Genomic DNA, 12,427 nt, shown 5'->3' with positions numbered 1-12,427 from the left:
GCAAAGCCGTTGGAGCCTCCCCCTCACGCTCGCTCTGCTCGCTGAAAAAATATCAAGTGGAGCGTCATGATTCAGGTGAAGCGTTGTGTTTAGCAAGCTGTCCGATTCACACAACAAAAAATTTTATAAAAGTGATAAGTTGTTGTGTGGCAAAGAGAAAAAAACGTCTTGACAAAGAGGGGCAAAGAAGATTTGACACCAACGCTCGCCCAACCCTACGAAAGATTTTGGGAAATGGGCTTCCAAGTCAGGTATTACTTGAGGTTCTTCGCTTCAACATTTTGAAAAGAGACAGACTATGAAAAGAACATACCAGCCCTCAAAAAAACGACGTGTGAAGACGCACGGATTTTTGCAAAAAATGGCCTCTCCCGATGGTCGAAAAGTTTTAAAGAGACGGAGACGAAAAGGCCGTTATCGTTTGGCTGTGACCGCCTGATGAAGAGACCGTTTGTGCATTCCTTTCCCAAAAGTGCGCGACTTTTGAAACCGGAGGAATTTAATTCGCTCCGTGATAAGTCTTTTTCCAAAGGAAATCGGTACTTTCGGTTGCGCTGGCAATTAAAGAGCGTGGTGCAACAGGCGGGTGACAGCCGCGCGCGGGGTGCGAGGGGCCCCTTTTCGGGGAGACGCACCCCTTCGCTTCTGGCAGGGCCCGCATTTTCCACCACTTCCTTAAAAGAAAATAGGCGTTTAGGAATTGTCGTCTCCAAAAAAGTGGCCAAAGCAAATCGGCGAAACCTTATTAAAAGAATTGTAAGAGAATATTTTCGCCTTCACCCCTCTTTATTTCCTTTGGGAGATGTGGTTGTGATTGCGAACCCGGTTGTGGGAGCTCTTACCAAAAAGGAAATTTGGGAATATTTAAAAGATGCACTATCTACTTCTAAAAAGCGTTAGAGCTTACCAACTCTTTTTGTCTCCTTGGTTTGCGGGCTCTTGCCGGTTTTATCCTTCTTGTTCAGAATATTTCAGACTTGTTTTGCAACGTGATCCGTGGTGGAAAGCACTCCTTTTGATGTTAAAACGATTATTAAAATGTCATCAGGGTCACCCGGGTGGCGTCGATCTACCCTGAAGAGGTCTTATGCCAAAAGAATTTAGAGGTATATTAGCGGTTATATTGAGTGTCGCGGTGTTGGCGCTTTGGTACAAATTTTTCTCGCCACCGCCTCCTCAGGCAATCCCCCCGCAACAACCCATCTCCACTTCAGTCAGTCCAACCCCCACCCCCACCCCTACTCCTGTGGCTGTTTCGCCAAAGACTGAAACAGAGAGCAAACAAGGCGAAACCTTTGTTTTGGAAAATGATTTGGTTCGAATCACATTGAACACCATGCGTGGAATAGCCACAGACTGGAAGCTAAAAAAATATACGAAAAATGGAGGCGAAGAACAGGGCGTCTCTTTGACGGATGCATTGGGAAACAGTCTTGATTGGCAGTTTAGCAACCGCAATTTTGAGGCTCCGGTTGCAATGCCTTTCGTTTTTACAAATCAGGGAAGCAGTCAGGCAGAGCTGAAGTGGACTTCAAAGGGGATTGCTCTTTTTAAAAGATTTTTCCTCGATCCAAACAGCTATCAACTTCGGGTTGAGACGGAATTTATCAACAACAAGAAAGAGACCGTCGCATTTGTTCCTTCTTTTGAATGGTCCAAAATTGCGAGCGAAGAAAGTCCGCAAAGAGGGGCTCTTTTTTTCAAGACACCTCCCGACAAATGGCATCCGGTTTATTTTAATAATGCTTCTTTGGAAACGTTGGAAGATGCCAATCTGCCTGTTTCACAAACTATTACGGGAAAAATAAGTTGGGCGGGGACAGAAAGCCGGTATTTTTTGGGCGGAATTATTCCAACGGGCAAAGAAGGGGAAAAGTTGGAGATAGGCCGTTATCAAAGTCAGACAACCGGCGGGGAGGATATTCTTTTTACCAGACTCTTTTTGCCCACCGTTCAAATTCTGCCCGGAGAACGCTGGCTACAACGTGTGGATGTTTATGGCGGACCAAAAGAACTTAAATATCTGCAAAATGTTGGAGCGAATTTTGAAAAAGTTATCGGATATGGATGGATTTCCATTGTGGCCACACCGATTCTCTATCTTTTGCAACTCTTTTATAACGGGGTTCACAACTATGGCGTCGCCATTATTCTTTTGACGGTCCTCATCAAAATTCTCCTCAACCCCATCAACAAAAAATCAATGGAATCGATGAAACGAATGCAAATACTGCAACCACGCCTCAAAGAGATCCGTGAGAAATACGGGAACGACAAACAGAAGATGAATGTGGAAACGATGCAACTTTTCAAGGCCCACAAGGTAAACCCAATGGGTGGCTGTTTGCCGATGTTGCTCCAGTTCCCGATCTACATTGCCCTCTATAAAGTGTTGTGGAATTCCGTGGAACTTTATCACGCTCATTTTTTCTTGTTCTACAAAGATCTCTCGGCGCCGGATCCGTATTTCATCATGCCGGTTATTCTGGGTGTTGCGATGTTTCTGCAAACCAAAATGACACCAACCCCCTCCGCCGATCCGGCACAGCAAAAAATGATGATGATCATGCCATTGATGTTTTCCGTTTTTATGATCTTTTTGCCAGTTGGATTAACTCTTTACATTTTGGTCAACACGGTGATGACGATTCTCCAGCAATGGATGTATCAGCACGGGATTCGTTTCAGAGATTTGGTGCGGGGACGGATTTAACGCGCACTATTTAGGACATATTTTCAATAGATTTAACAATAATAGCAATAATATTATATTGTTATAATGTTTTGAGTGCGCACAAATAATGCGCACTATTTTCTGGTGTTTTGCCCGTTTTTGCCCTACAGTAATAGTGTGTTTCCCGCGATTCCATCCCATTCAGACGAAGAATTGGACACCTTAATAACGGATATTATCAAGCTGTCGGCTGGTCTTGGCAGTGGCATTCATCCGAAAGTTGCCGGAGCAATCAGTGAGTTCATAATCCATATAAACAGTTATTTTACCAATGCGATGGAGGGAAATCCGTCAAAGCTTAAGGATATCGAGGATGCGCTAAATAATAATTTGTCACCCAATAAAGTTCTCAGAAACTATCAACTTGAGCATCTTGCGCATATTTCAACACAGAAAAAAATGCTTGAGCGGCTGGCAAAGGAGGAAAATTTGGAAATATGTTCCAAAGATTTCTTGTGTTGGTTGCATCGCGAATTTTATTCCACGCTCCCTGAAGAAATGCATAATGCCCGGACGCACAAAAACACAAAAGTTCCGGTTTTGGCGGGACAGTTAAGGGATAGACCGGCTGATGATGTCGGCAACCACCTGCCCCCGGACACGCTGGATGAAATAGAAAATAATTTAGAAATATTTCAGGAGGCCTATAGCTTGAAAAGATTGAGCGGAATCAAAAAATTTCTTGCCTTTGCAAGTTCTCATCACAGACTTTTATGGATACATCCGTTCAGAGATGGAAATGGAAGAGTAGCAAGGCTGTTTACCCTTGCATTCGAAAACAGGCTCGGAATTGATTCCAAAGGGCTTTGGACTGTAACGAGAGCGCTTGCCAGAAATCGTTCCGAGTATGACAAACATTTAATGTTGGCCGATCAACCGCGAAGAAATGATTATGACGGAAGGGGGCCGTTGTCAGAAGAAAATTTAATCCTCTTCTGCAAATATTTTTTAAGAGAGTGTCTGGACCAGCTTGATTTTATGGGCGGAATGCTGGAGTTAAGCAATTTCGAAGGCAGATATAAAAGACATCTGAAAATTCTCGAGGCGGAAAAAATAATTTCAAGAGCCGCCGTGAGTGTTTTGAAAGAAATGCTTTATAAAGGCAATCTGTCCCGTGGCAGTGTTCAGGACATTTGCGGTGTGAAGCGAAGAAGGGCCACAGAAATAATAAAGGAATTATTAAACAGCCGTCTTGCAACCAGCAGTTCGGTACATGGTGATCTTCAATTTAATCTGACAAGAGATTTGGCAATTACGCTGTTCCCAAAACTGGTGTGATTAAGAAACTATTTATCGGAGGGCGCTAAATAGACCATTGCGGAACCGGTGGCTTCGTTGTGCCATTTCTCTGAAAAATTATCAAAAGAAACGCCCAAAGTAAGTTTGTCTCCTTGCGCAATCTTTTTCCCGGCCGGGTCAATAAAGGGATTTGGTGTTAAATCAATAATGCGGTGTGTTTCATCGAGTGTGGCTTCGGCTCTCCAGAACGGAACCAGAGAGGCTTTGTCGCCTTCCTGATGTGTGAGTGAAACCGCAACGCCATAATCAGAAAGTAGTCCGTTTGCCACCATTAGGTTACCATTATTCGGGATTGTAAAGGTATGACTCTTCTCAACAAAAGCACCGGGTTCAATGGCAATGGGTTTGTGGTTGCAAGGATCCGTGTCGAGAAGCATTGCTTTTACATCAGAAATGCCTTTGCCTTTTTCCATCGGGATTGCCTGAATTTCAAAGGAGAAGACAACGCCGCTGTAGTCTTTGTCGGTTGGATTATGAAAAACAACTTTTGCCTCGAGAGGGTCTTTGGGCAAAATGGGATATCCAAAACCTTCCGGAAGTTCCACTTTGGTTAAAGTGGATGTGGCGACAGCAAAAGGGTTTCCGCTATTTCCAGAGGCACAAACAGGATTAGACTCATGTTTATTGACAACGAGGGCTTTGTATAAAAGTTGTCCTGTTAAGGCTTTCCCGTCTCCATTAATAACTTTAGGCTCAAATCCAATAACCCAAACAGGCTCTGTAACTTGAAAACGAAGAATTGCTGGTTTGTCCAACATGACGTCGACCGATTGACCAGCAGGAAGGTCGACAGGACCCACGTGATAAATCATTTTTTGCACGGAAATCTGATTGCCAAAATCAAAGTTGTTTTGTGATCCGGCATTAGTAGAGCTAACGCCCACGCCACCCGGAGAGGTGGAGGATGGATTTCCGACCAGTTCCGGACTTCCGCCAACGCCTTTGGAACAAGCAACAAGAGACATTGCGAGGAAAGAAATCAGCAAAGGTCTGGAAAAATGTCTGGAAAAAGGGGAGGGACTGTGATTCTTTTCAAAATTGTTTTTCATTTTGCGACCCGACAGTATGTAAGTTATTGAAAAAAGCCAATACGCGGTGTGTTATGACTCAAATCAAGACCATTGTTGCCATTTCGACGTCCCCCGGGGTTGGGGGGATTGGCGTTATCCGCATTTCCGGTCCCCAGTCCAGAAAGGTGTTGAAAAGGCTGTGGAGAAATAGGCGCGTGCCCGTGGATAACTTTGCAACCCATCGAATTTACTTAGGAAAAATTGTCAATCCGTCCACAGAAGAATTTTTAGACAATTGCCTTTGTGTCTGGATGCGGGCCCCTCATTCCTATACCGGCGAGGATGTCATCGAAATTCAGGGGCATGGAAGTCCCCTTTTAATGGAGAAAATATTGTCCGCGGCGCTGGAAGCCGGGGCTATTTTGGCTTTGCCGGGGGAATTTACGAAAAGGGCCTACCTCAACGGAAAAATCGATTTGGCTCAGGCAGAAGCCGTTGCCGATGTCATCAGCGCATCAAGCGAAGCGGGTCTTGCCCAAGCAAAGGAACATCTCACGGGCCGATTTTCAAAAAGAATTTCCGAGTTCAGGAGTGAATTGGTTCGCCTGCGGGCTTTTGTGGAAGCTTCCGTCGATTTTCCCGAAGAAGATATTGAAATGATTCAGAAAGAGGGGATTTTAAATCGCCTCTCTCCGATTCAAGTGGCGCTCACAGAACTTTTATCAACCTATCACGAAGGAAGACTTCACCGAGAGGGCGTTCGAACCATTTTAGTTGGAAGACCCAATGCCGGCAAATCAAGCCTCCTCAATGCGTTGCTTGGATCGAATCGGGCCATTGTCCATCATGTTCCGGGAACAACGCGCGATGTGATCGAAGAGGGATGTTTGTTGGGTGGATACGTCTTCCGACTTTTTGATACCGCGGGGCTTCGCAAAACAACCGATGAAGTGGAATCAATCGGTGTTGCGCGCAGTGAAGAGTTGATCGAAAACGCCGATTTAATTTTGTGGGTGATCGACGCCTCTTCCCCGCTGAGCAAAGAAGATGTCGATTATCTTTCGAAACTCGATTTTTCAAAAACACTTTTGTGTCTCAACAAAATTGATTTAGGAATTGTCTGGAATCCCGAATCTTTTCTTTTAAATAAAAAGGAAAAAGAAATGCTCTCCCCAATTTCCGCTTTGCGCGGCGATGGTTTGAAAGAATTGCAGAACAGCATGGTGAATTGGGTGAAGAGGCAATCCAGTCGTGAAGCAGGAGGCATGCGCATTACAAAGCTCCGACATAAAGAGGCGTTGGGAAAAAGTTTGCAGGCACTCGGCGCCGCCACAAATGCGTTGCAACAGCGAATTCCCGTTGAACTGGTGGCGCTTCATTTGAGAAAGGCCCACGAAGCATTGGGAGAAATAACGGGTTCAGACATCGACGAAGAACTTTTGGACACAATTTTTTCAGAATTTTGTATTGGGAAATAAAGATGGTTTCCAACCCAAAAATTTTTGATGTGATTGTTGTTGGTGCGGGGCATGCTGGTTGCGAAGCCGCTTTGGCGGCTGGCTGCATGGGATGCGAAACGCTTTTGCTCTCCGGCAATCTTGATACGATTGGTCACATGAGTTGCAATCCCGCGATTGGTGGTCTTGCGAAAGGGCATCTTGTCAAAGAGATCGATGCGCTTGGCGGGATTATGGGGAAAAATACGGATGCCACGGGCATTCAGTTCCGCCGCCTCAATCAAAGTAAAGGACCTGCAGTCCGCGCCACGCGCGCGCAATGCGATCGCCACCTTTATCGCCAACGCATGAAAAAAATTGTGGAAGAAGCGCCCAATCTCACTGTCAAACAAGCGCTCGTTGAATCGCTTCTCGTAAAAAATGGAAAAATAGAAGGCGTTACATCCAAAATTGACGAAACATTTTTGGGAAAAACAATTATTTTAACCACAGGCACTTTTTTAAATGGATTGATGCACTACGGTTTGAAAAGTGTCGAAGGAGGACGCGCCGGAGATTTTTCGGCGAAAGGTCTTTCAAAAAGTCTTGCGGATTTGGGTTTTGAATTGCGTCGTTTGAAAACAGGAACGGTACCAAGAATTGATGCGCGCAGTGTTGCTTGGGAAGGACTGGAGGCGCAGTTTGGAGAGGAACCAACCCCTCTCTTTTCTTTTTCCGACACACGCATGGAGTTGCCGCAACGGGCTTGTCACATTACTTACACAACGCCCAAGACACATGAAATTATCAAAGCCAATCTCGATCGTTCGCCATTATATTGCGGCGTGATTGAGGGGACAGGTCCACGCTATTGTCCCTCCATCGAAGATAAAGTTGTTCGTTTCGCCGATAAAGAGCGCCACCAAATTTTTCTGGAACCGGAAGGTTTGGAGACCAACGAAATTTATGCGAATGGGATGTCAACCTCTCTGCCGATCGATGTGCAGATAGCCATGCTTCGCTCTATTCCCGGGCTGGAGAAAGCGGAGATCGTGCGCCCGGGTTATGCGGTGGAATATGATTCCGTCAATCCGATGGAACTTTATTCCACTCTTGAGACAAAAAAAGTTTCGGGATTATTTTTTGCGGGTCAGATCAACGGAACATCCGGTTATGAAGAAGCGGCCAGTCAGGGTTTGATGGCGGGAATCAATGCCGCATTGAAGGTAAAGGAGGAGGAACCGCTGATTTTAGATCGCTCGCAGGCTTATATCGGTGTGATGATTGACGATCTGGTGACCAAAGGAACGCCGGAGCCCTACCGGATGTTCACTTCGCGCGCCGAATATCGTTTGTTACTCAGAGAAGATAATGCCGATCTTCGTTTGCGCGAGATTGGGCGCCATTTGGGGCTTGTGGATGACAACGACTGGAATCGTTTTCAAACGAAGCGATCGATAATCGAAAAAATGTTGGAGCAATTGAAAAATTTTACAGTGACACCACTGGAAAATATCAATGCGAAGTTATCTGCGTTAGGATCAGCGTATCTTAAAAAACCGACCACTCTTTTGGAATTGGTTCGCAGGCCTGAATTAAATCTGGATCTTGTGTTAAAATATTTTGGAAACAGCATTCCGTTGCCGGAAATAAATGATGCAAAACTTTTTGCAGAAGCCGCTGAACAGGTGGAGATTCAGATTAAATATGAAGGGTATATTCAGGCGCAGGAAGAAGATGTTTCCCAATTTAAAAAACTGGAATCGATTACTGTGCCCTCGGAATTTTCTTTTGAAACGGTTTCCAGTTTGTCGCGAGAGGTGATTGAAAAATTGACCCGCATTCGCCCGTCCAATCTGGGGCAGGCGGCGCGCATTTCCGGAGTGACTCCCGCCGCAATTTCAGTATTGATGGTTTACATGCGCAAATCGAAAAAAATTTTCAAACAGATTGCTTTATCATTAATATTCCTCGCAATAACATCGTCGGCGTTTGCTGTTTCCGGAGTTGTTGTTGAAAAAACCGGAAATCTTGTTTTGACTCGTCCAAATGAAAAACAAGCAATGGTGCAAACAGGAGACGAGTTTGATGACGGAGCTGTTTTGTTCAATCAAAAAGGAAATGCCTTGCTTCTTTTTGTCGATGGTTCCCTGCTCTCTTTGTCTCCGGGGCAGACATTAAAAATCGGCGAAGCCCCCCCCAAAAACAAAATTGTTTTTGGAGGAATTCAAAATGGTGTGCAGGCCGCGTTCAGCCTCATAAAAATGGGACCCGCCGGAAAGAAGGCTCCGCTGGATATTCATCCTCCCGAAGGAGGCATTCAGGGACTTTATCCTATTTATGGATCAATTCAAATTTCCCCCGCCATTAATTTCCAATGGAAGGGAAAAAATATTTCGGGAGAAAATCCCGCTTTGATTTGTGAAAAAGGCATTTTCTTTGTTGAAACCGACGACAAAAATCTTTCCCTCACAAGGCAGGAGCTTCATCTTGAAAAGGGAAAAAATTATCACTGGTATTTGGGGCACAGCGCAGACAAAACCATCGCGCAAAGTCGTGTCTATTCGTTTCATGTTTTGTCGGATAAGGAAGAAAACCAACTGAAAAAAGATTTGTCAAAACTCTCATCAATCCCCGTTTCCACAAAAGAGGGAAAAGATTTTTTAAAGGGGGAGATTTTTTATAATTATCAAATGTACCACGACATGGTGGATGTGTTAGGGTCCCTTCATAAAAAATACAAAACACCCGGTCTTCGAAAACTTCTTTTTCTAGGTTACGTTCGACTGGGGCTTCATCGAGAGGCAAAGAAATTTGAAAGCCGCTAAAAATAAACGCGTAAAAGTTTCCTTCTGGGGAGTGCGTGGATCTGTACCCTCTTACGATTTAAAAACAAAACGTTACGGTGGGAATACCTCCTGCATCTCTCTGGAATTTGAGGGGCGCTATCTTATTTGTGATGCCGGCACCGGTATTCGGTCTCTTGGCCACAAACTGGCCAAAAAAAGAATCTCCATTTCTCTTTTTATTTCCCATCTTCATTGGGATCACATTTTTGGTCTCCCCTTTTTCGAACCGATTTATCAAAAAGGGCAAAAAATTCTGGTGGCTGGGCCTACTCAAAAGGGAGTTTCTTTCAAGAAAGAGCTGGCTTATGTTTTGAGAGCGCCTTATTTTCCGATTGGACCGAGAGACTGGGAATCACATGTTCAATGGAAAGATTTAAAACAGGGAAGTTTCAAGGTTGACGGTGTAAAAGTGGAAAGCCGGTGGGTGAATCATCCGGATGGAGCGCTGGGTTTTCAGTTTATTTTTCCAAACGGAAAAAGAATTTTTTATGTCACCGATCACAATCTGGATAAAAACAACAAAAAGTTTTTTTCGTGGATCAAAAATGCCGATCTTCTCATCCACGATTCTCAGTTTGACAAAAAAGAATATGCGCGGAAAAAAGACTGGGGACACAGTACTTATGAAACCGTCGTTGATTTTGCATTGAAGGCCAATGTAAAACAGCTCATTCTTTTTCATCACGACCCGAATACCAATGATCGGCAACTGGAGAAGCGTCTTAAAAATTGCCACAAAAAAATTAAAAGTTTAAAAAGTAAAATGAAATGTTTTTTAGCCAAAGAGGGCCTGAGTCTTTCAGTCTGATGGATTCCTTCTCTCTCTATCTCGCCTTGTTGCAGAAATGGAATAAAACCTATAATTTGACCGCCATTACCGACCCAAAAGAAATCCAGATCAAACATTTTGAAGATTCGCTGAGCCTAGTTCCTTATCTGCCAACCCCACCACCTGCCTTTGGGCTGAAAGCCCACTTCGTGGGCAAGGCAGGTGGTGGGGCAAAATCCTGTCGTTTGTTGGATGTCGGTACTGGAGGCGGTTTTCCGGGGATTCCAGTCAAGATTGCAAGGCCCGGCATAGAAGTGGTGCTTTTGGATAGCTCACGAAAAAAAATCGCTTTTTGCCAGCATGTGATTCGAGAATTAAAACTTGAAAAAATAGAAGCGGTACAGGGACGGGTTGAAAACCCGGATTTAATCATCGAAAAATTTGGTCTGTTTGATGTGGTCGTCACACGAGCCACTTTTTCCATTTCGGATTTTCTTGAAAGAGCCGGAGAATATCTGACACTAGAAGGAAAAATTATTATGATGAAGGGAAAGGAATGGGAGAAAGAATTGCTTCCTTCTGAAGGATGGAGTCTCGATAAAAAAATTGATTATGAATTAAAAGAGGGGCTTGGAAAAAGAACCCTGCTCTTTTTTACTCCGCAAACTCTTTGAGTTTGCTTCGCGGCTAGGCAAAGCCTAGCCCTGATCTTTTTACTCGCAAGAAAGACCGCCCTTCATAAGTTCTTCGATCTTTCTTTTCGCTCCATCAATGGTGATTTCGCCCTGATAAGAATAACTACCGTAATTTAAATAATTTCCGTCAATTTTTAATTGGGCGTCGAAGGAAACATCATAGGTTTTTTTATCGGTGATATAAATGACTGTATCCGGTTTATCTTTCGGCCCGTTAATGCAATGTGCTGTGCCGGAAAAAGTTTTTTTGTCTGTCCAATAATCACCCACAATTTCACATCGAATTTCTTCATCAACATGCACAACCCCAAAACAATCGTTCTTAAAGGCGTAATTGAAAAACAAAAAGCGGAGAGTCAAAGGTTCGTAATGTCGCAACATGGCCGCTTCGTTCACCGCCCCGGCGGCGGTGACCACAAGCCGTCCCGAACTTTTATAGCCGAGAAAAGAATAAGAGGTGTCGATAGAAAATTGTGCCACGGCCTCTTCTTTTGTCTGAGGCGGGGGCAGGTTAATGGTTGTCTTGGCCACAGTCATGGCGGAGGCCGTATCGGATTGCTTGAAAATTCCCCCCAAGACATCAAATGTAAGAAGATTTTCCGCTTTTGTTGGAATAGGGGACGTTGATTTTTGCACAGCATTGGAAGTAACTTGCTGATTCGGTGGCGCGGCGGTGTCGGTTGAAGACGAGGAAGAGCCACAGCCCAAAGAACTAAAAAGAGCTAACAGTATGATAGCAAAAGGTTTTTTATTGAACACCACCCCTCTCCTTCTACTCCACCCACTATAGTTATCGGCGAACTTCCAAAAAAGTTGCGTGTGCGTGGCAGATTTTTTTACAGGAGAAAGGAGGGAAAGAGAAGACAAACAATCCCTGGTAGATGGAAGAGCTACCCGAGCCCTTGTTAGGGGCTTAAAAGAAGCCAAAAGCGGCGCTTGACGGTGCCGTGGCCCTGCACTTTCGATGAAAGTGGGGGGAGGACAGCTTTGTTTCGTGAGGGACAAAGCCGTAAGGTTTGAGGCGAGTCTTCGGGCCGTAAGGAAGGATAGATAAGTCCAAAACCTAAACCGGTCGGCCAATGGAAATCGAATGGCGAGCCTGCGCAACTATGGCGAAGCCAAATACTAACAACGATCTCCGAATCATGGTGAGTGCGGACGGCACGAAGACATAAGGGAAAGAAATTGACCCACGGAGGTCTGGCAGGAACAGGAGAGAAAACCTTCTGTAGAAAACTCGCAAGAGGAATCGAACGCCTGCCAGAAGTCAGGGCGACGTAGTAGCGACAAAGGCCAATGAAAGTTGGCTGACCGTGTGCAAAAAAAAAGCACACGGGCTACCACCGCTACGAAAGTGACGATGGTGGACGCGAAGGATCGCCACGAGGAGAGAAGACAAGCACGGAGTAGCCAAGAGGAGTAACTCAAAGAAGTAAGGTAGGAACCAATAATGGTACAACCACCTTAACCTTGAGCGAAGAATACTCGTAATAACCCGTGAACTTGTCTGTACCGTGAAAGGTATCCGACATTCGGGCAACACTCGTTGTAGCGCGTAGCGCGGGAAATCCGCACACTACGTGCAACGGGGGGAAGGGGGCGGCAGATTCAATCTGCCCCTCCTCCTATCTCGAT

General features: G+C 44.9%; 11 protein-coding genes. 9 read left to right on the top strand and 2 right to left on the bottom strand.

Features of this window, described 5'->3' with window-relative positions; translation table 11 throughout:
• The first annotated feature begins 298 nt into the window (after positions 1-298).
• The 5 genes from rpmH to HY877_05145 all read left to right on the top strand — a co-directional run bounded on the left by rpmH (position 299) and on the right by HY877_05145 (position 4,012).
• Positions 299-439, top strand: coding sequence for a 50S ribosomal protein L34 (rpmH, locus tag HY877_05165; GenBank protein MBI5299666.1), 141 nt, complete (start codon positions 299-301; stop codon positions 437-439).
• A complete protein-coding gene (gene rnpA / locus HY877_05160) occupies positions 439-900 on the top strand; it encodes a ribonuclease P protein component (GenBank protein ID MBI5299665.1) in 462 nt (153 codons plus the stop codon). Before rpmH ends, rnpA begins: the two co-directional genes overlap by 1 nt.
• Positions 872-1,078 (top strand): membrane protein insertion efficiency factor YidD, encoded by a 207-nt coding sequence (gene yidD / locus HY877_05155; protein MBI5299664.1) that lies wholly within the window; start codon positions 872-874, stop codon positions 1,076-1,078. Before rnpA ends, yidD begins: the two co-directional genes overlap by 29 nt.
• Before the next feature lie 9 nt (positions 1,079-1,087).
• Positions 1,088-2,713, top strand: coding sequence for a membrane protein insertase YidC (gene yidC, locus HY877_05150; GenBank protein ID MBI5299663.1), 1,626 nt, complete (start codon positions 1,088-1,090; stop codon positions 2,711-2,713).
• 174 nt (positions 2,714-2,887) lie between these two features.
• The gene (locus HY877_05145; GenBank protein MBI5299662.1) at positions 2,888-4,012 is read left to right on the top strand and encodes a Fic family protein; all 1,125 of its coding nucleotides are present in this window, start codon (positions 2,888-2,890) and stop codon (positions 4,010-4,012) included.
• Positions 4,013-4,020: 8 nt separating this feature from the next.
• Here the strand turns inward: HY877_05145 and HY877_05140 are convergent, their stop codons facing one another.
• Complete coding sequence (locus HY877_05140) at positions 4,021-5,082, bottom strand: hypothetical protein (protein ID MBI5299661.1); 1,062 nt, start codon at positions 5,080-5,082, stop codon at positions 4,021-4,023.
• A 53-nt stretch (positions 5,083-5,135) separates the two neighbouring features.
• Here HY877_05140 and mnmE point away from each other — a divergent pair, with 53 nt between their 5' ends.
• Genes mnmE through rsmG form a run of 4 tightly spaced genes read left to right on the top strand, consistent with a single transcriptional unit; the run spans position 5,136 to position 10,771 of the window.
• A complete protein-coding gene (gene mnmE, locus HY877_05135) occupies positions 5,136-6,521 on the top strand; it encodes a tRNA uridine-5-carboxymethylaminomethyl(34) synthesis GTPase MnmE (GenBank protein ID MBI5299660.1) in 1,386 nt (461 codons plus the stop codon).
• A gap of 2 nt (positions 6,522-6,523) precedes the next feature.
• Positions 6,524-9,307 carry a tRNA uridine-5-carboxymethylaminomethyl(34) synthesis enzyme MnmG gene (gene mnmG, locus HY877_05130; protein ID MBI5299659.1) on the top strand — a complete coding sequence of 928 codons (2,784 nt, stop codon included), beginning with the start codon at positions 6,524-6,526 and terminating at the stop codon, positions 9,305-9,307.
• Positions 9,294-10,136 carry an MBL fold metallo-hydrolase gene (locus HY877_05125; protein MBI5299658.1) on the top strand — a complete coding sequence of 281 codons (843 nt, stop codon included), beginning with the start codon at positions 9,294-9,296 and terminating at the stop codon, positions 10,134-10,136. Before mnmG ends, HY877_05125 begins: the two co-directional genes overlap by 14 nt.
• The gene (gene rsmG / locus HY877_05120) at positions 10,136-10,771 is read left to right on the top strand and encodes a 16S rRNA (guanine(527)-N(7))-methyltransferase RsmG (GenBank protein ID MBI5299657.1); all 636 of its coding nucleotides are present in this window, start codon (positions 10,136-10,138) and stop codon (positions 10,769-10,771) included. Before HY877_05125 ends, rsmG begins: the two co-directional genes overlap by 1 nt.
• Positions 10,772-10,810: 39 nt before the next feature.
• On the opposite strand, the gene HY877_05115 is transcribed toward rsmG, so the two are convergent.
• Positions 10,811-11,554 carry a hypothetical protein gene (locus HY877_05115; GenBank protein ID MBI5299656.1) on the bottom strand — a complete coding sequence of 248 codons (744 nt, stop codon included), beginning with the start codon at positions 11,552-11,554 and terminating at the stop codon, positions 10,811-10,813.
• Positions 11,555-12,427: the final 873 nt, after the last annotated feature.

It is taken from the genome of Deltaproteobacteria bacterium, assembly GCA_016213065.1.
GTDB lineage: Bacteria > UBA10199 > UBA10199 > SPLOWO2-01-44-7 > SPLOWO2-01-44-7 > JACRBV01.
Note: the sequence above shows the minus strand (reverse complement) of the source record. Positions and strands in the feature narration are given on the sequence as shown.

Excerpts from the sequence above, each read along its gene's own strand:
- rpmH (MBI5299666.1), top strand. The coding sequence starts at position 299 with ATGAAAAGAACATACCAGCCCTCAAAAAAACGACGTGTGAAGACGCAC.
- rnpA (MBI5299665.1), top strand. The coding sequence starts at position 439 with ATGAAGAGACCGTTTGTGCATTCCTTTCCCAAAAGTGCGCGACTTTTG.
- yidD (MBI5299664.1), top strand. The coding sequence starts at position 872 with ATGCACTATCTACTTCTAAAAAGCGTTAGAGCTTACCAACTCTTTTTG.
- yidC (MBI5299663.1), top strand. The coding sequence starts at position 1,088 with ATGCCAAAAGAATTTAGAGGTATATTAGCGGTTATATTGAGTGTCGCG.
- HY877_05140 (MBI5299661.1), bottom strand. The coding sequence starts at position 5,082 with ATGAAAAACAATTTTGAAAAGAATCACAGTCCCTCCCCTTTTTCCAGA.
- mnmE (MBI5299660.1), top strand. The coding sequence starts at position 5,136 with ATGACTCAAATCAAGACCATTGTTGCCATTTCGACGTCCCCCGGGGTT.
- mnmG (MBI5299659.1), top strand. The coding sequence starts at position 6,524 with ATGGTTTCCAACCCAAAAATTTTTGATGTGATTGTTGTTGGTGCGGGG.
- rsmG (MBI5299657.1), top strand. The coding sequence starts at position 10,136 with ATGGATTCCTTCTCTCTCTATCTCGCCTTGTTGCAGAAATGGAATAAA.